This is a genomic window from Alsobacter soli (assembly GCF_003004785.1).
Lineage (GTDB): Bacteria > Pseudomonadota > Alphaproteobacteria > Rhizobiales > Beijerinckiaceae > Alsobacter > Alsobacter soli.
In genome coordinates, this window is the sequence record NZ_PVZS01000002.1 from 203,892 (window position 1) to 221,747 (window position 17,856).

A 17,856-nucleotide genomic window follows, 5' to 3' on the forward strand; every position below is an offset into this window, starting at 1 on the left:
GGCAGGGCCCTGATGTTCCAGGGCACGGGGTCGGACGTGGGCAAGTCGCTCCTCGTCGCCGGCCTGTGCCGCGCCTTCCGCAATCGCGAACTCGTGGTGCGGCCTTTCAAGCCGCAGAACATGTCCAACAACGCCGCCGTGACGGCCGATGGCGGCGAGATCGGGCGCGCCCAGGCCGTGCAGGCGCGCGCCTGCGGGGTGGCGCCCAGCGTCCACATGAACCCGGTGCTGCTGAAGCCGCAGAGCGAGATCGGCTCCCAGGTCGTGGTCCAGGGCCGGGTCCTGGGGAACGCCAAGGCGCGCGAATACCAGTCCTGGAAGCCGCGCCTCATGGAGGCCGTGCAGGACAGCTTCGGCCGGCTCCGCGCGGAGGCGGACCTCGTGCTGGTGGAGGGCGCCGGCAGCGCCGCCGAGGTCAACCTGCGCCGCAACGACATCGCCAATATGGGCTTCGCCCGCGCGGCGGACGTGCCCGTCGTGCTGATCGGCGACATCGATCGCGGCGGCGTCATCGCCCAGGTGGTCGGCACGCGCGCGGTGCTCGATCCCGAGGACGCCGCCACCGTCGTCGGCTTCCTGGTGAACAAGTTCCGCGGCGACCCGACCCTGTTCGCCGCCGGCATGGACCTCATCGCCGAGCGATCCGGCTGGCCCGCGCTGGGGCTGATCCCCTATTTCGCCGACGCCGGCCGCCTGCCGGCCGAGGACGCCGTGGCGCTCGACCACCGCGTGCGCCCGGCCGACGCGCCCGTCACGGTCGCCGTCCCGGTGCTGCCGCGCATCTCCAATTTCGACGATCTCGACCCGCTCCGGAACGAGCCCGGCGTGCGTCTCCTCATGCTGAGGCGGGGCGAGCCGATCCCGGCCGAGACGGCCGTGGTCATCCTGCCGGGCTCCAAGGCGACCATCGCGGATCTCGCGGCCCTCCGTGCGGAAGGCTGGGACATCGACATCAAGGCCCACCTGCGCCGCGGCGGCCGCGTGCTGGGCATTTGCGGCGGCTACCAGATGCTGGGCCGCACGGTCGCCGATCCCCACGGCATGGAGGGCCCGGCCGGGACGGTCGAGGGCCTTGGCCTGCTCGCGGTCGACACGGTGATGACGCCCGAGAAGCGACTGGAAGCTGTGTCGGGGGAGATGCTGGGCGACCCTGCGCCCTTCTCGGGCTACGAAATGCACATCGGCGACACCCAAGGCCCGGACGCCACGCGCCCGGTGCTGCGCTTCGCCGACGGCCGCCCGGACGGCGCCTCTTCGGCGGACGGCCGGGTGCGCGGCGTCTACGTGCACGGCCTGTTCGGCGACGATCGCCATCGCGCCGCCTGGCTGCGGTGGATGGGCGCCCAAACCTCCGCCTATGCCTACGAGGCCGACGTGGAGGCCACGCTCGACGCGCTGGCCGACCACGTGGCCCGGCACGTCGACCTGGATCGCCTGCTCACCCTCGCGCGATGAGCAGCGCGGCCAGCGCCGCCCCGGTCAGCCACTGCACGGCGCAGGCGCGCCGGTACAAGGCCAGCGCCTTGCGAATGTCGGCCGCGCTCGCTTCGCGCCGCCCGTCCCCCATGAAGGCGTCCTCGACCAGCTTGTCCCCATAGACGCGCGGCCCCGCCAGCTTGAGCCCGAGCGCGCCCGCGGTGGCGGCCTCGGGCCATCCCGCGTTCGGCGAGCGATGCCGCCCCGCATCCCGCCGGACGGCCCGGATGGCCGCGCCGGCCGAGGCCCATGGCGTGACAAGCGCGGCCAGCGCCAGCCACAGCGCCGCGAGCCGCGAGGCGGGCAGGTTGACCAGGTCGTCAAACCGCGCCGCCGCCCACCCGAAGGCCTCATGCCGTGGCGTACGGTGGCCGATCATGCTGTCCGCCGTGTTGGCCGCCTTGTAGAGCACGCCGCCGGGCAGGCCGCCCACGCAGGTCCAGAACGCCGGCGCCACGATCCCGTCCGAGAAATTCTCGGCCAGGCTCTCGATCGCCGCCCGGCACACGCCGGCCTCATCGAGCGCCTGCGGGTTGCGGCCCACGATCATGCAGACGGCCCGCCGTCCGCCCTCCAGCCCCTCCCGGTCGAGGGCGTCCGCGACGGCGCGTACGTGCTCGTCCAGGCTGCGCTGCGCCGGCAGGCTCGACGCCAGCACGACCAGGATCGCGAACCCAACCCAGAACCACCCGAGCGCCAGTTGAAGCTGCAGCGCCAACGTTCCCGGGATCGCGAGCAGCGCCAGGAGGGCCACGACGCCCCGCGCCCGCCGCCGCGCGGGCGGGTCCGTGTCCCGGTTGAGCGCGCGGTCCAGCCAGCCGATCAGCGCGCCGATCCAGGTGACCGGATGCCCGATGGCGCGGTAGAGAGCCGGGGGATAGCCGACCGCGGCCTCGAGAGCGAGGGCCGCGAGCCCCAGGATCAGGTGAGGGTGGGATGTCATTGCAGGCGCCGGACGGCCTCGGACAGGGTGGATGCGCCGCCGTCTCCGGCGAAAGCGAAGCAGGAAGCGCGAACTTCTATCACGGTGGAGCCCTGGCCGCCGCAAGGGCGCGCTGTCCCGACGCGCCGGAGCCCTGGATCGACCTGTCGACGGGCATCAACCCCGTGCCCTATCCGGTCGGAAGCATCGAGCCGGACGCCTGGGCGCGCCTGCCGGAGGCGCGCGACATCGCCGCCCTGGAGCAGGCTGCAGCCGAGGCCTACCGCGTGCGCGATCCTGCCAGCGTGGTCGCCGTCCCCGGCGCTCAGGCCCTGATCCAGCTCGCTCCAGCCTTGACGGGCGCCCGTCGGGTGGGCGTGCTCGGCTTCACCTATGCGGAGCATGCGCGCTGCTTCCGCAGGGCGGGCGCGGAGGTGCAGACGGTCGAGCGCCTCAGCGAGGCGGATCGCTTCGATGCGGTGGTCGTCGTGAACCCGAACAATCCCGACGGCCGCCTCCTCTCGCCGGACGATCTCCTCGCCGCGGCGGCCCGCATGGCGGCGCGCGGCGGGCTCCTGATCCTGGACGAGTCGTTCATCGACGTGCTCGGCGCCGGCGCGAGCGTCGCGCCGCGGATGCCGGAGGCGGGCCTCCTCGTCATGCGTTCCTTCGGCAAGACCTACGGGCTCGCCGGCCTGCGCCTTGGCTTCGCCCTCGCGCCGCGTCGATTGGCCGAGCGCATCCGCGAGAGCTTCGGGCCATGGGCGGTCAGCGGTCCCGCTGTGTCGATAGGCAGAAGGGCCTTGCGGGACGAGGCCTGGCTGGCCAAGGCGGCGGAGCGCCTGGGCAGGGACGCCCGACGCATGGACGCCCTGCTGCAGGCGCTCGGGCTGGAGCTGCTGGGCGGCTGTCCGCTTTTCCGGCTGGCGGCCTGCGAGGACGCCCGTGCGATGTTCGATCAGTTGTGCCGCCGTGGGGTGCTGGCGAGGCCCTTCGCGCAACGTCCCCGCTGGCTGCGATTCGGCCTTCCCGCTCCGGAATGCGCCAGCCTTCTGGAAGCACGTCTGGGCCTCTGAGGCGATCGACTTGGCCGCGCAAGCCGTCATTGTGCCGGTCCGGCGCTAATTTCTTCAGCTGAACAACTCGCAATGTTGCGACTCTGGACTTGAAAATTAATCGCTATGGCTCTAGTTGCCGCTCCGAACTATGCGGAGCGCATCATGACTGAAGAAGCCCAGAACTCGCTCGACCTCGTGGCCGATATTGTTTCCGCTTACGTTGCCAACAACACGATCTCCGCGACGGATTTGCCGGCCCTCATTGCGAGCGTGCATGGCGCATTAAATCAGGTTGCAAATGGTAAGGTCGAAGAGCCTGCGCCCGAGTTGAAGCCGGCTGTTCCGATCAAGAAGTCCATCACGCCGGACGCGATCATCTGTCTGGAGGACGGCAAGGCGTTCAAGTCCCTGAAGCGTCACCTCGCCACCAAGTACGGCATGACCCCCGACGACTATCGTGCGCGCTGGGGCCTCCCGAAGGACTATCCGATGGTGGCGCCGAACTATGCGGCCGCGCGCTCCGCTCTCGCGAAGACCATGGGCCTTGGCCAGGGGCGGCGTAAGCCAGAGCCCGAGGCGCCCGCCAAGGGCCGCCGCAAGAAGGCTGCCGAGTGATCCCAGGCGTCCCGTAAAACGAAAGCCCCGCGTGAGCGGGGCTTTTTGCTTCCGCGCCTGGCGTCACCGCAGCCCGGCCTCATGGCACACGGCCTCGATGTTGTGCCCGTCCAGATCGAACACGAAGGCGCCGTAGTAGTTGGGGTGATAGTGGGGCCTCAGCCCCGGCGGACCGTTGTCCGTGGCGCCGGCCGCCATCGCGGCGGCGTAGAAGTCGTCCACCGCCTCCGGGTCTGCGGCGGCGAAGGCCACATGGAGCCGCCCCACGATGGGCTCTCCTTCCGTGATCCAGAACTGCGGCCGGCCGTCCCGGCCGAAGCCCGCGTGGGCGCCCCCGCCGCTCGTCTCGGCGTCGACCTCCATCACCAGGCCGTAGCCCAGCACGCGAAGCACCTTCGTGTAGAACGCCAGCGAGCGCTGGTAGTCGGAGACCGGAAATCCGATATGGTCGATCATCATGGCGCGCCTCTCCAGGGAAGGGCGAGCCTAGCCGCCCAGGGGCGGCGCCGTCCACGGGGCGCCGATCAGGCTGCGAGCTCCACGGGCGAAGCGGCGGACTCGGCCTCGGCCGGAACCGGGCAGGCGTCCGCCGCGGCCACGATCTCGTCGAGCGACGTGCCGACCTCCTGCGCCTCGGCGGCGATCTCCTTGGCGATGCGCACGAGCACCGGGCGGCTCTTGTCGAGGAGCGGCGCGAGCCAGTCGGACATCTCCTCGGTCAGCACGCCGGTCGGGCGCTCGCCCCAGACCGCGTAGTCGACCACGTTGGCCACCAGCCAGGCCGCGAAGGAGCGATCGTATCGGCGCACCTCGCGCTCGATGCGCAGCAGCGTCTCGATCTCCTCGCGCGAGCTGACGCCGTCCGGCAGGACGTTGCGGTGAAGCCTCTGCACGTCCCCGAAGGTGACGCGCCCGGTGCGGATGACGAGGTCGGCGAAGGCGTTGAGGTCGGTGGCGATCATGGCTGCTTCCCTCGGGAGGCGTTGCTGTGTTGAGGCAATTTCACCCCGGCGAACTGGCCGAGGCGTTAAGCGCCATGCTGAATCGATGTTCAGGTTAAGTGAATCTGATCACGCGAATGCTTGGGGATCGATTCAGGATCCGGAAAGCATGTGGAAGGTGACCGTGTGTTCGCACCCGGCGGAGATCCCTGAATACGACGTCTGTGGCTGCGGTTTACTTGCGAGACGGCCCGCGTCGAAGGTGGCGATGGGCGCGTTGGCGCCGCGCCGGAGAGCGCCTATGTGAGGGCTTGGACATCCCGGCAACCCAGGCGCCTCCATGAGCTTCACCTCGCCGCGCGACGAGATCGCCCGCCTCGAGGATCAGATGGAGCTGCACGCCGCCGCCGCCGAGCGCTCCCGCAAGCTCATCGTCATCGCCCGCGGAGCCGCCGGGCTCGGCGGCCTCGTGCTCCTCGGCGTGATCGCTGGCCTGCTGGCCTGGAACACGGCGCTGACGCTCTTCGCCATCGCAGCCTTGCTCGGCGGAATGGTCCTCTCCGGCTCGAGCCGCAGCAGCCTGGAGCAGAGCCTCGCCGCGCTCGACAAGGCCCGCCGCGCCCGAGACGCCCTCATCGACGGCATCGCCCCGGTATCCGTGACGCTGCATTGACCACTGGCCCAGGCACGCCGTCTTTCCGCCGGAGCGGCTCCCAATTCCGCCCCCGCGAGGGGCGCAGCGACGAAGCAATCCAGGACTGCTGGCCGGCTGGCGCTGCGGCAGCCCCCTGGATTGCTTCGCCTCGCAGGGAAGCAACGAAGGGCTGTCATGGCCGGGCTTGTCCCGGCCATCCACGCTTGGCCCCGGCGCGTGGATCCCCGGGACAAGCCCGGGGATGACGGCATAAGGCGCCGTCCTTAGCCGTCCTTACAAGGACGGAATGCGTTCATCCGCGCTGCGCCACGATGAACAGGCGTGGGAAGCGCAGCAGCACCTTCCCGTCGGCTTGCGTCGGATAAGCCTCGACGATCCGCCGCAGGTAGGCGTCCAGGAAACCGCGCTGCTGCTCCGCGTCGAGCGGATCCAGAAAGGGCCGCAGGCCCGTGCTCTTCAGCCACTCCACGATGGCCGCCGGCCCCTGCAGCGGGTGCACATAGGTGGTCTGCCAGATGTCGACCGCGCATCCGGCTCCCTGCAGCAGCCCGTAATAGGTCTCGAAGCTTTCGATCTTCGTGCGCGCCTCCGCGGCCCCGGCGAGAGCCGCGGCCCAGGGCCCGTCCGCCGCCGTCTCGCGCATCAGCCGGTGGGAAGGCTCGTCGAGGTTGTTGGGCATCTGCACGGCCAGAACGCCGCCGGGCGCCAGCGCCTGCACGAGCTGCGGGAAAATCCGTCTATGGTCCGGCAGCCACTGCATGACCGCGTTGGCGAAGATCACGTCACAGGGTTCCGCCGGCCGCCAGCCGTCGATGTCGCCCAGCGTGAAGGCCACGCCCGGCAACCGCTTGCGCGCCTTCTCCAGCATGTCGGGCGAACTGTCGAAACCTTCGACCGCCGTCTCGGGATAGCGCTGGACCAGAAGCTCCGTGCTGTTTCCAGGCCCGCAGCCGAGGTCCACCGCGCGCTTCGGTCCAGGGTGACGCACCCGCGCCAGCAGGTCGACCGAAGGCCGCGTCCGTTCGTCCTCGAATTTCAGATACTGCGCGGCGTTCCAGTCGGCCATGGCGAGGCGCTCCAGCGTTCTTCGCGGATGGGCGTTGTAGCTTGCATCCCCGATGGAGGAAACGCGCCGTCATCCCCGGCCGGAGCGCCGCAGGCGCGAAGGGGAAGGGGATCCAGGGCCATGCACGCCCGGGATCCCCTGCCCGGCCTGCTGCGCAGGCCGCTGGGGATGACGCGCGGGGAACGAACCGCCTTTCCTACGGCTGCCCGCTGCCGCCCGCCGCGCCGTAGACCTGCCCGGTGGCGTAGCTGGCGTCCGCCGCCGCGAGCTGGACGTAAATGGAGGCGAGCTCGACGGGCTGGCCTGGCCGCCCCATCGGGGTCTGGCCGCCGAACTTCTCCAGCTTCTCCATGCTGGCCCCGCCGGATACCTGCAGCGGCGTCCAGATCGGCCCCGGAGCCACGCCGTTCACCCGGATGCCCTTCGGCCCGAGCTGCTTCGCCAGCGACTTCACGTAGTTCATGGTCGCCGCCTTGGTCTGGGCGTAGTCGTAGAGCTCCGGCGACGGGTCATAGGCCTGCTCGGAGGTGGTGCCGATGATGCAGGAGCCCGCCTTCAGGTGGGGCAGCGCCGCCTTCAGGATCCAGAACGGCGCGTAGATGTTGGTCTTCATGGTGGCGTCGAAGTCTTCGGACGACACGTCCATGATCGAAACGCGCGACTGCTGCCGCGCCGCGTTGTTGACCACGATGTCGAGCCCGCCGAGCTCCTGCACGGCTTTCTCGACCAGCTGCCGGCAGAACGCCTCGTCCCGGAGGTCGCCCGGGATGGCGACGGCCTTGCGGCCCTCCGCCTTGATCAGTGCGATCACCTCCTGGGCGTCGGGCTCCTCCGTTGGGAAGTAGTTGATCGCCACGTCCGCTCCCTCGCGGGCGTAAGCGATCGCCGCCGCGCGGCCCATGCCGGAGTCGCCGCCCGTGATCAGCGCCTTGCGGCCGGCGAGGCGGCCGGAGCCCTTGTAGCTCGTCTCGCCGTGGTCCGGCTTGGGATCCATGTCCCGCGCCAACCCGGGCCAGGGCTGCGACTGCCGCTTGAACGGCGGCTTGGGAAATTTGTTGATCGGGTCCTGCAAGGCCGGCTGGGACGCGCCGCCGCCGGCGCCGCCTTGCGCCATGGCGGGGCTGCTCCCGCCCGCCATGGCGGCCAATCCCATGCCGGCCGCGCCGACCATCTGACGTCTGGACATGCCTTCGCCTTCCTGTGCGCTCATCGGGGTCTCCGGGGAGAGGGGAGACGGCCCAACGCGGCAGGGCGCCGTCGGTTCGGCATCTGCGACGCGGCGGCGCGCCACGCTTCCGTGAGCACGAGCCGCTACGGGATCAGCACCGCCGCGCCCTGGAGGCGCCCGCATCGCAGGTCGTCCAGGGCGGCGTTCGCCTCTTCCAGCGGGTAGCGCGTGATCGAGGTCTTGACGCCCGCTTGCCGGGCGACCCGGAGGAAGTCCACCCCGTCCTGCCGGGTCAGGTTGGCCACAGAGACCACCTCCCGCTCGCCCCACAGCAGCGCGTAGGGGAAGCGCGGGATGTCGCTCATGTGGATGCCGCCGCACACCACGCGCCCGCCCTTGCGGACGTGCGACAGCGCTGTCGGCACCAGTTCGCCCACCGGCGCGAACAGGATCGCGGCGTCGAGCTCCTCCGGCGGCGCTTCGTCCGAGCCGCCGGCCCATTCGGCCCCGAGCGCGCGCGCGAAGGTCTGCGCGGCCCCGTCGCCCGGCCGCGTGAACGCGAAGACGCGCCTGCCCTGCCACGCGCACACCTGCGCGATGATGTGCGCCGCCGCCCCGAAGCCGTAGATGCCGATCCGCCGCGCGTCGCCGGCGGCCTGCAGCGAGCGCCAGCCGATCAGCCCGGCGCACATGAGCGGCGCCGCCGCAGCAGGATCGTCGAAGCCGTCCAGCGGGAACACGAAGTCGGTGCTGGCGATCGCGTGCGTGGCGAAGCCGCCGTCGCGGGTGTAGCCCGTGAAGGCCGGGTGGTCGCACAGGTTCTCGCGCCCCGCTGCGCAATAGGGGCAATGCCCGCAGGCGTGCCCCAGCCATGGCACGCCCACCCGCTGCCCGAGGCTCAGGCCGGTCGCCCCTTCCCCCAGCGCGTCCACGACGCCCACGATCTCGTGCCCGGGGACAAGCGGCAGCTTCGGCTCGGGGAGGTCCCCGTCCACCACGTGGAGATCCGTCCGGCACACCGCGCAGGCCTCGACCCGCACGCGGATCTCGCCGGACCCGGGAGAGGGCAGGGGCCTGCGCTCCAGCCGCAAGGGCGTGCGTGGCGCGTCGAGCACCATGGCCCGCATCCGAAGCAGGTCCTCGCCCATGGCGGCCTCCCTCAGGCTTTATAGCCCCCGGCGACCGCCCGCGGGCCGCGCTCGGCTTCGGCCCGCGCCAGCTCCGCCTTGAGCTCCGCGATGTCCGCCTCGCCCAACGTCTCGTGATCCAGCAGGAGAGCCGCCCACCGGTCCAGGATTGCGCGGTCGGCGGTGAGAATGGCCCGAGCCCGCTCCTCCGCCTTGCCGACCAGCCGGATGATGGCGGCGTCCCGCGTGGCCGCGGTGGCCTCGCTGATCGGGACCTCGCCGCCGCCCGGCTGGCCGGGCAGGAACCGGCTCGGCGGCGCCTCGAACACGGCCTCTCCCAGGCTCGGCTCCATGCCATATTGCGCCGCCATGGCGCGGGCGATCTCGGTCGCCTTCTGCAGGTCGTCGCTGGCGCCCGTCGAGACGTCCCCGAACACCAGCGCCTCGGCGGCGCGCCCGCCCAGGAGCGTGGCCATCTTGGCCTCCAGCTCCGAGCGCCGCATCAGGTAGCGGTCCTCCGTCGGCATCTGCAGCGTGTAGCCCAGCGCCCCGACCGTCCGGGGCAGGATGGTGATCTTCTTCACCTCCTCCACGCCGGGCAGGCGCAGGCTCACCAGCGCGTGGCCCATCTCGTGATAGGCCACGATCCGCCGCTCCTCCTGCTTGATCACGCGGTTGCGCTTCTCCGGCCCGGCGACGATGCGCTCGATCGCCTGCACGAAGTCGTCCCCGTTGACGGCGTCGCCACCGCGGCGGGTGGCCAGCATGGCGGCCTCGTTCACCAGGTTGGCGAGGTCCGCGCCGGTGAAGCCCGGCGTCAGCCCTGCGACCTTCGTGATGTCGAGGTCGGGAGCGGCCTTCACCTTCCGCAGGTGCACCTGCAGGATCTCCTCCCGCCCGCGCTTGTCCGGACGGTCGACGACGATCTGCCGGTCGAAACGCCCGGCCCGCAGCAGCGCCGGATCGAGGATCTCCGGCCGGTTGGTCGCCGCCAGCAGCACCACGCCGACGCTCGGGTCGAAGCCGTCGAGCTCGCTCAGGAGCTGGTTGAGGGTCTGCTCCTTCTCGTCGTTCGCCCCCGCGATGCCGACCAGCGCCCGGGCCCGGCCGAGCGCGTCGAGTTCGTCGATGAAGATGATGCAGGGCGCGTTGGCCCGCGCCTGCTCGAACAGGTCGCGCACCCGCGCGGCGCCGACGCCCACGAAGAGCTCCACGAACTCCGACCCGTTCATGGAGAAGAACGGCACGCCAGCCTCGCCGGCCACCGCCCGCGCGAGCAGCGTCTTGCCGGTCCCGGGCGGCCCCGCCAGAAGGATGCCCTTCGGCGCATGCGCGCCGAGCCGGCCGTACTTGGCGGGATCCTTGAGGAAGGCCACGACCTCGCGCAACTCGTCCTTGGCCTCGTCCACGCCGGCCACGTCGTCGAAGCCGACCTTGATGTCCTTTTCCACGAACACCTTGGCCTTGCTCTGCCCGATGGACATGAGCCCGCCCAAGCCGCCGCGCCCGCCCATGCGGCCGAGCATGGACCGCCACAGCCAGAACATCAGCAGGCCCGGGATGATCCAGCCCAGGAGAGTGCCCGCCCAGCCGGACTCCGCCACGCCGGAATATGGAACGCCGCTCTCGTCCAGCTGCCTGGCGATGTCGCCCCGGACGCGCACGGCCATGATCACCTTGCGCCCGTCCTTCTGTGGCTCCTTCAGGGTGCCCCGGATGTACTGGTCGGCCACGGTGACGTCGGCGAACTTGTGGTCCTTCAGCAGGGTCTGGAACTCGCTGTACGGGACGGTCTCCACCTCACGCCAGGTCGTCCAGGTCTGTTGCAGCAGCAGGCCTGCCAGGATCATGAAGGCGATGAAGCCGAGGTCGAGCTTGTGATGCCGCTCCACGGGTTCGCTCCGTCGGGCTCGGGGGCGCTGACGCCAGTTGTAGCGGCGCCGCCGGCCTGCACGGAATGATTGTGATCAACGAGCCCGTCGGCGCTACTTGTCCTTTTGCGCGCCCTTGTTCGTGAACCGGGCGTTCCCGAGGCCGGTGCCGATCGTCAGCACGCCCCACTTCGCCACGTCGGTCATGAACGGGATCTGGCTCAGGCCCTGCACCACGGCGTCGTTGTGCATGAGCACCACCGCTTCATGGTCGCCGATGGTCGGCACGGCCTTGGCGATCGTCTCCGGCAGGTTGAAGTGGTCGCTTTCCCAGTTCCCGCCGGGCAGGTTCTGGCCGCCGCGGTCGATGGAGCCGTCCGGCTCGATGACACCCGGGCATCCCACCCCGATCACCGGCGCGAGCCGCAGGCCATCCTTCTCGGCCCGGTTCAGCAGGTCCTTCACCATCTCGACCAGCCGGTCGACCGCGGCCGTTCGCTTCGGCTTATCGTCTGCGTGCCGCCACAGCTCGCTCTTCCAAACCTCGGCGCGCGACAGGTCACTGGCCTTGTCGAGCTTCAGCAGCACGACTCCGGCCCGGATGTTGGAGCCGCCTATATCGACCCCGATCAGGGCCTCGTGCCCCTTCAGCGCCCAGGGCTGGACGAGGTGCGCCACGCCAATGAGGCCCGCATGGTCCGGATGGTGCCGGATCGGGACCAGGCTGACGGGATGACCCGAGCCTTTCAGCAGGGCGTTCGTGCGCCCAATCGCCAGTTCGCCGATGCGTCCCTGCCGGAAGCCCCCGCCCACCGCGATGGCCTCCGTGCCGTCCCACCCTTTGGCGCGCAGGAACCGCCGGGTGACGGCGGCCAGCTCCTGGGCGAAATCCTCGATCGCGCCATGGATCACGCCTGCCGCGTCCGGGTCGCCGGTCAGGAAGATCTCCTCCAGCTTCTTCTTCCCGATCTCCGAGCTGGGCTTGTCGCCCAGCGGGTCCTCGTCGAATTGCCGGAAGCGCTCGCGCCAGTCCTCCAGCACCTCGACGAAGGCGCGCTTGCTGGCGCGGTCGCCGATGAACCCGTCCTCGCGGCGCAGTTCGAGGTTGTAGCTGTCGATGGTGACGGAGGGCAGCTGCAACGCGCCGTGCGGCCCGTTGGGGGCGCGGTCCTTGGCCATGCAGGAACTCCTACGGGCGCTCGTCGAGCAGGATGGCGGTGGAGGCGCGGGTCCGCGCCTCGAGCTCGTCGACCTTGTGCGCTTCGCACAGCTCCGCGGCCGCCCTCAGCAGGCCGGCGGCGGCGGCATAGGCCTCCCGGCGGTAGCTCTCGGGCGTGCGCCCCGCGACCTGCGGTTGGCGCAGCCGCAGGCTGACGGTCTGGACCGGGCCGGCCCCCGCGTCCCGGAAGCCGAAGTTCAGCTCCGCGGTAAGCACGGGCGGCTGGTCGGCGTCGCCTTGCGCCGCCGTGACCTCCCCGAACGAGAAACTGTAGAAATCCATGCGAAGCCCCCTCTGCAGGCCGAGGGAACAACGCCCGATACCGGCTTCCGTTCAGGCCAAGGAGGCGGCTATGCGCCGCCCGCCACGGGCTCTTCGTCCAGGACCTCGTCCTCCTCGGCCTCGAGCCGGCCCGCGTCCTCGGGCGCGAGGCCGAACCGGACGGCGACGTCCGGGGCGTAGCGCAGCAGATCCGGCCGCAGCCGGAGCAGCGCGAGGTCCTTGGCCTTGGCTTCCAGCATGACGTCGAAGTCGAGCCCGGCAGCCTCCCGCATGAAGGTCGCGAACTCGAACGGGTTGCAGAAATCGGCGTGGCCCGTGAACACCGGCGCGACCCGCCGGATCACCTTCTTGCGGGTGGCCTTGTCGATGCTCGCATGCTCGCGCAGCTCCGTCCGGGGGGAGGAATAATGGATTTTCGGCTGCTGCCCCTCGGGCCACGACCGCAGGATCGCCGCCAGCGTGGCCCGCAGCTCCGCCCGCTCGGGGTTGAGGCACCAGAAGTGCTGGTAGTCGAAGATCAGCCGCACGCCCGTGTGCTCGTGGATCCACAGCACGTCCGCGGCCGAGAAGCGCAGGTCGTCGTGCTCCAGCACCAGCCGCCGGCGCACAGGCTCCGGCAGAGTCTTCCAGGTCTCGACCCAGCGCGCCCGGCTCGCCTGCAGGTCGCCGTAGACCCCGCCCACATGGATCACCAGCACGGCCTCTGGCCCGAGATCCATGAGGTCGAGCATCTCGGCCTGGCTGGCCAGGTCCCAGACGCTCTTGCGCACCAGCTCGGGATCCGGGCTCAGCACCACGAACTGCGAGGGGTGGAACGAAAGGCGGATATCGAGCGCCTTCGCCTTCGACCCGATCGCACGCAACTCCGACGCGCTCTCCTTCACCATGCCGTGGAATTGCGGCATGTCCGGATGGGTGGCGTAGGGCGCCAGGTCCGAGGACATGCGGTACATGCGGATGTCGTGCCGGTCGAGGTGGTCCAGGATGGCGTCCACATACTCGAGGGAGACCTTCAGGTGCGGGTTGCTGGCGGCGCGCCGGCTGTCATTGCTCTTCAGGTCCTCCCGGGCCATCACCTTCACGGGAAAGCCCAGGCGCGATACGCGCCGGTGGGTCAGCTTGGGTTCGGGCATGATGTCCTGCTTGGCGTCTCGTCTGGCGCGGATACGCACAACGCGTCGCGCCGGACCAGGGTCCGACGGCAGGATGGTGCATGCTCGCCACCTTTGGGCGTGCAGTTCGAAGGCAAACGAAACATGATGCGAAAGCAGACGACCTCCCGGAGCCGCCCATGACCGCCTTGTCGCCGCGCCAGAACGAGATCGTGGCCATGGCTCGCGTCCAGGGCCGCGTCAGCGTCGACGAACTGGCGCTCCGCTACGAGGTGAGTCCTCAGACCATCCGCAAGGACCTGAACGACCTGTGCGACCGCCGCATCCTCTCGCGCGTGCACGGCGGCGCGGTGGTGGCCTCCAGCGTCGAGAATCTGGCCTACGAGGCGCGGCGCTTCCTGGCGCGCGATGAGAAGGCCGCCATCGGCAGGGCGGCAGCGGCCCTGATCCCCAACAACGCCTCCCTTTTCATCAACATCGGCACCACCACGGAGGAAGTCGCCCGCTGCCTCAAGGACCACGAGGGCCTGCTGGTGATCACCAACAACCTCCATGTCGCGACGCTGCTCTACCCGCATCCCAAGATCGAGGTGATTGTGGCCGGCGGGCCGGTGCGCCGCTCGGACGGGGGCGTGGTCGGCTCCGCCGCCGTGGACCTCATCCGGCAGTTCAAGGTCGACTACGCCGTGATGGGCGCTTCCGCCATCGATCCCGAGGGCGCGATCCTGGATTTCGACTACCGCGAAGTGCGCGTATCGCGCGCAATCCTGGAGAACGCCCGCAAGGCAATTCTTGTGGCCGACAGCCTCAAGTTCGAGCGCTCCGCGCCCGTGCGGATCGGCCATCTCGCCGAGGTCGACACGTTTGTCACCGATCGGCTCCCGTCCGAGGCGGTCCGGCGCCTTTGCGCTCAGGAAGGCGTTGACGTGGTCGAGACGCGCCCGGATTCCCAGGAAGAAGGGGAGGTCGCCGCCGAGTGAGTTTCGCTTCGCCTTTCGTTTGCGGATTGTATGAAACCGGATGCGCGCTTATGCTGTTGTGAGGGCCAGGCAGGCCTCGGGACAGGGTGACGGGCGTGGGCGCGACAGGCGACATCTTCGATCTGGCGATCATCGGCGGGGGGGTGAACGGAGCCGGCATCGCGCGCGACGCGGCCGGACGCGGCGCCTCCGTGGTGCTGTTCGAGCAGAACGACCTGGCGAGCGCCACGTCGTCGGCCTCCACGAAGCTCATCCATGGCGGCCTGCGCTACCTTGAATATTACGAGTTCCGCCTGGTCCGCGAGGCCCTGGCCGAGCGCGAAGTGGTCTGGGGCATGGCGCCCCATATCGTCTGGCCGCTGCGCTTCGTCCTCCCCCACCACGCGGGCCTGCGCCCGTCCTGGATGCTGCGGCTCGGGCTGTTCCTTTACGACCATCTCGGCGGCCGCAGGTTGCTGCCCGCGACCCGTTCGCTGGACCTCCGCCGCGACCAGGCCGGCGCTCCGCTGAAGGCCGCTTTCGCCCGGGGCTTCGAGTATTCCGACTGCTGGGTGGAGGACGCGCGACTCGTCGTGCTCAACGCCCGCGACGCGGCCGAGCGCGGGGCCGCGATCCGGACCCGCACGAAGGTGGTGTCGGCCGCTCGCGAGGGAGAGCTCTGGAAGGTCGAGACGCTGTCGGCCTCGGGCGAGCGGCAGGTGATCAGGGCCCGCGCGCTCGTCAATGCGGCCGGGCCCTGGGTCGCCCAGGTCGCGAACGCCACGCTGGGCGGCCAGTCGCCGGCCTCCGTCCGCCTGGTTCAGGGCAGCCACATCGTGGTCCCCAGGATCTTCGACGGGCCGCAGTGCTACATCTTCCAGAACGCCGACAACCGCATCGTCTTCGCGATTCCCTACGAGCAGGACTTCACCCTGATCGGCACCACGGACCGTGACTTCAAGGGCGACCCCTCTGCGGTGGCGGCCAGCGAGGAGGAGATCCAGTACCTCTGCGCCGCGGCGGGCGAATACTTCAAGGCGCCGATCCGCCGCGAGGACGTGGTGTGGACCTACTCCGGCGTGCGCCCGCTCTATGACGACGGCGCCACGAAGGCCCAGGAAGCCACGCGCGACTACGTGCTGAAGCTCGACGCGCCCGAAGGGGCCGCTCCGATCCTGTCCGTGTTCGGCGGCAAGATCACCACCTTCCGGCGCCTCGCGGAGGCTGCGCTCGCCAAGCTCGCGCCGCATTTGCCGACCCTCGACAAGCCCTCCTGGACGGGCGGAACGCCCCTGCCGGGCGGCGACTTCGACCGGCTCGGATTCGACTCGCTCGTGGACAACCTGCGCCGGCGCTATCCCTGGATCGCGGCCGAGCACGCCCGCCGCCTGGCCCGCGCCTATGGAACCCGCGCCGAGCGCATCCTGGCCGGCGCCCGCAGCCTGGCCGAGCTGGGCGAGACCTTCGGGGCCGACCTCACGGCCCGCGAAGTCGAATACCTGATGGACCAGGAATGGGCGGTGGAGCCGGCCGACATCCTCTGGCGGCGCAGCAAGCTGGGGCTGCGGCTCGACGCAAGCCAGCAGGCGGCGCTGGCGGCCTTCATGGCCGAGCGGGCCGGCGTTTCTCGCATGGCTCCCAGAAGCGCCGCCACGGCCTGAGCCGGTTCCCTCAGGCGCGAACCTGTCCCACAATGCTCCCCGGCGCGCCGCAGAGCGCGCAACCCGCCGCACCTGGCGCCCCTCGTCGAGCTCTGCGGGGCCCCCTGGACCCACCCCGGCGTGCAGGACCTGGACAAGACCGTGCGCGACGGCCTCGGGCCGCCCGCCAGATCATCGGAGGCCTGGGCCTCGAGGTCGCCACGCCCGACGAGGCGCGCGCCCCGCTGGAACTCAAGGGCGGGGACAAGGTGAATTTCTGAGCGGCTGCGGACCAAGTTCCGGCCGGCCCATCGTCCGTGGCCCGGAGTTCGCTCGTGTTCGCCGCCTCCGCTCGGGGCGGAGGCCAAGCTGCGGATGAAAATTGTCGTAGCGTAAGTTTGCTCTTTACGTGCATTGAAGCTTCAAACTTTGAGCTTTCGCCAAGAAGCGGGTTGATTTCGTTTTTTGTTGGAATGTCAAGGAGAATGATTTCGACATCTTTGCCTGAGCCATTGAACCAAACCGACCAGTTAACGATTGTGGTCCGGCGGCTGGGGGGCCGGTAGGACGGTGAGGATTCAAGTTGGCCAAGCTCACGCCACGTCGTGTTCTCGTCGTAGAGGACGATTATTACATCGCTGCCGATCTCGCCGCGGCCTTGCGCACCCTTGGCGCCGAGGTCGTCGGTCCGGTTCCGGATCGCGTGGCAGCCAACAGGCTGCTGGAGAACGAGGTCGTCAACGCGGCCGTCCTGGACATCAAGCTGGGCGGCGACACGGTGTACCCGCTCGCCACTGAACTGCAGACCCGCGGCATCCAGTTCGTCTTCGCCACCGGATACGGCGACACGATCATCCCGGCGCAGTTCCGCGGCGTGCCCTGCTTCGAGAAGCCGATGCGTCCGACCGATCTCGCCCGCGCCGTGTTGAGCGGTCCCGCGGCCAGCCCTGGAGTGGACGTGAACGCGAACCTTCTTCTGTCCCGCATGCCCGAGGAGGAGTTCGACAGGCTTCGCCCGCATTTCACCTGCGTCGAACTGCGCAGGGGAGCCGCCCCCTTCGACGCCGGGGACAAGCTCGACCACCTGCTTTTCCCGTTGAGCGGCGTCTGCTCGCTCTCCTTCGGCGCAGGCGCTCCGGAACTCTCCACCGCCCTTGTGGGCCATGAGGGCATGATCGGGGCGTCCCTGTTGATGGGCGTCTCGCGGCTGCCCATGCGGTGCACGGTCCAGGTGGACGGCGAGGCCTTGTCCATCGCGGCCGAGCAGTTCCTTCCCAGGCTTCGGTCGTCCCCGCGCGCCTGGACGCTGCTGCTGCGCTACCAGCACGTGCTCCACATGCAGACCGCCTACGCCCTGCTCAGCGCGGGCGCGGCGTCCATCGAGCAGCGCGTGGCGCGCCTGCTGCTGATGCTCGCCGATCGGGTCGGCGACGAGATCTCCATCATCCACGACGCGATGTCGACCATGCTGCATGTGCGCCGCGCCGGGGTCACGCAGGCGCTTCACATTCTGGAAGGCGAGGGAGGCGTGCGGGCACGCCGGGGCAAGATCACCATCCGGGATCGGTCGCGCGTCGAGCAGGCCGCCGGGCTGGGCTATGGCCTGGTGGAAGCCGAGTACGAACGACTCCTGGGCGTGTCTCCGCGTCTGCCCGGCATCGAGCCCTCGATGACGAAGCCCTCCTTGCGGGGAATGTTCCAGACAGGGCTGCCCAACTAGCCGGCGAACGGGTCGGAAATCGCCG

17 protein-coding genes and 1 pseudogene are annotated in these 17,856 nt (G+C 70.0%); 8 read left to right on the forward strand and 10 right to left on the reverse strand.

Features of this window, described 5'->3' with window-relative positions:
• Positions 1-12: 12 nt before the first annotated feature.
• Positions 13-1,455 carry a cobyric acid synthase gene (locus tag SLNSH_RS02535; RefSeq protein WP_106335074.1) on the forward strand — a complete coding sequence of 481 codons (1,443 nt, stop codon included), beginning with the start codon at positions 13-15 and terminating at the stop codon, positions 1,453-1,455.
• Here SLNSH_RS02535 and cbiB read toward each other — a convergent pair.
• Complete coding sequence (cbiB, locus tag SLNSH_RS02540; RefSeq protein WP_106335075.1) at positions 1,439-2,419, reverse strand: adenosylcobinamide-phosphate synthase CbiB; 981 nt, start codon at positions 2,417-2,419, stop codon at positions 1,439-1,441. The genes SLNSH_RS02535 and cbiB overlap by 17 nt on opposite strands.
• Between cbiB and cobD the strand changes: the two genes are divergently transcribed.
• Positions 2,413-3,474 carry a threonine-phosphate decarboxylase CobD gene (gene cobD / locus SLNSH_RS02545; RefSeq protein WP_106335076.1) on the forward strand — a complete coding sequence of 354 codons (1,062 nt, stop codon included), beginning with the start codon at positions 2,413-2,415 and terminating at the stop codon, positions 3,472-3,474. The genes cbiB and cobD overlap by 7 nt on opposite strands.
• Before the next feature lie 144 nt (positions 3,475-3,618).
• Positions 3,619-4,071: a Ros/MucR family transcriptional regulator gene (locus SLNSH_RS02550; RefSeq protein ID WP_106335182.1), complete on the forward strand. Its 453-nt coding sequence runs from the start codon at positions 3,619-3,621 to the stop codon at positions 4,069-4,071.
• A 63-nt stretch (positions 4,072-4,134) separates the two neighbouring features.
• Here SLNSH_RS02550 and SLNSH_RS02555 read toward each other — a convergent pair whose 3' ends face one another.
• Both SLNSH_RS02555 and SLNSH_RS02560 read right to left on the reverse strand, forming a co-directional pair.
• Complete coding sequence (locus tag SLNSH_RS02555) at positions 4,135-4,527, reverse strand: VOC family protein (RefSeq protein ID WP_106335183.1); 393 nt, start codon at positions 4,525-4,527, stop codon at positions 4,135-4,137.
• Positions 4,528-4,595: 68 nt separating this feature from the next.
• Entirely contained in the window at positions 4,596-5,033 is a 438-nt protein-coding gene (locus SLNSH_RS02560; RefSeq protein ID WP_106335077.1) for a hypothetical protein, read from the reverse strand.
• Between the two features lie 319 nt (positions 5,034-5,352).
• On the opposite strand from SLNSH_RS02560, the gene SLNSH_RS24450 reads away from it, so the two are divergent.
• Positions 5,353-5,685 carry a hypothetical protein gene (locus SLNSH_RS24450; protein WP_146140168.1) on the forward strand — a complete coding sequence of 111 codons (333 nt, stop codon included), beginning with the start codon at positions 5,353-5,355 and terminating at the stop codon, positions 5,683-5,685.
• A 274-nt stretch (positions 5,686-5,959) separates the two neighbouring features.
• Here SLNSH_RS24450 and tam read toward each other — a convergent pair whose 3' ends face one another.
• From tam to uvsE, 7 genes are all read right to left on the reverse strand, one after another.
• Positions 5,960-6,733 carry a trans-aconitate 2-methyltransferase gene (gene tam / locus SLNSH_RS02570; RefSeq protein ID WP_106335079.1) on the reverse strand — a complete coding sequence of 258 codons (774 nt, stop codon included), beginning with the start codon at positions 6,731-6,733 and terminating at the stop codon, positions 5,960-5,962.
• Between the two features lie 196 nt (positions 6,734-6,929).
• Positions 6,930-7,847 carry an SDR family oxidoreductase gene (locus tag SLNSH_RS02575; RefSeq protein ID WP_245421997.1) on the reverse strand — a complete coding sequence of 306 codons (918 nt, stop codon included), beginning with the start codon at positions 7,845-7,847 and terminating at the stop codon, positions 6,930-6,932.
• Between the two features lie 197 nt (positions 7,848-8,044).
• Complete coding sequence (locus SLNSH_RS02580) at positions 8,045-9,028, reverse strand: zinc-dependent alcohol dehydrogenase family protein (protein WP_106335184.1); 984 nt, start codon at positions 9,026-9,028, stop codon at positions 8,045-8,047.
• 32 nt (positions 9,029-9,060) lie between these two features.
• On the reverse strand, positions 9,061-10,920 hold the full coding sequence (gene ftsH, locus SLNSH_RS02585) for an ATP-dependent zinc metalloprotease FtsH (protein ID WP_425352965.1): 1,860 nt from the start codon (positions 10,918-10,920) through the stop codon (positions 9,061-9,063).
• A gap of 93 nt (positions 10,921-11,013) precedes the next feature.
• The gene (locus SLNSH_RS02590) at positions 11,014-12,078 is read right to left on the reverse strand and encodes an ROK family protein (protein ID WP_106335081.1); all 1,065 of its coding nucleotides are present in this window, start codon (positions 12,076-12,078) and stop codon (positions 11,014-11,016) included.
• A gap of 10 nt (positions 12,079-12,088) precedes the next feature.
• Positions 12,089-12,400: a hypothetical protein gene (locus tag SLNSH_RS02595; RefSeq protein WP_106335082.1), complete on the reverse strand. Its 312-nt coding sequence runs from the start codon at positions 12,398-12,400 to the stop codon at positions 12,089-12,091.
• Positions 12,401-12,468: 68 nt separating this feature from the next.
• Entirely contained in the window at positions 12,469-13,533 is a 1,065-nt protein-coding gene (gene uvsE / locus SLNSH_RS02600) for a UV DNA damage repair endonuclease UvsE (protein ID WP_106335083.1), read from the reverse strand.
• A gap of 158 nt (positions 13,534-13,691) precedes the next feature.
• Here uvsE and SLNSH_RS02605 point away from each other — a divergent pair, with 158 nt between their 5' ends.
• The 4 genes and pseudogenes from SLNSH_RS02605 (at position 13,692) to SLNSH_RS02620 (ending at position 17,831) form a co-directional block, all read left to right on the forward strand.
• A complete protein-coding gene (locus SLNSH_RS02605; RefSeq protein ID WP_106335084.1) occupies positions 13,692-14,492 on the forward strand; it encodes a DeoR/GlpR family DNA-binding transcription regulator in 801 nt (266 codons plus the stop codon).
• Between the two features lie 95 nt (positions 14,493-14,587).
• Positions 14,588-16,132, forward strand: a complete 1,545-nt coding sequence (gene glpD, locus SLNSH_RS02610) for a glycerol-3-phosphate dehydrogenase (protein WP_196240199.1) — start codon at positions 14,588-14,590, stop codon at positions 16,130-16,132.
• A 161-nt stretch (positions 16,133-16,293) separates the two neighbouring features.
• Positions 16,294-16,392, forward strand: a pseudogene (locus SLNSH_RS25280) (3-keto-5-aminohexanoate cleavage protein); the annotation flags it as partial.
• 302 nt (positions 16,393-16,694) lie between these two features.
• Positions 16,695-17,831: a helix-turn-helix domain-containing protein gene (locus SLNSH_RS02620; RefSeq protein ID WP_106335086.1), complete on the forward strand. Its 1,137-nt coding sequence runs from the start codon at positions 16,695-16,697 to the stop codon at positions 17,829-17,831.
• The last annotated feature ends 25 nt before the right edge of the window (positions 17,832-17,856 follow it).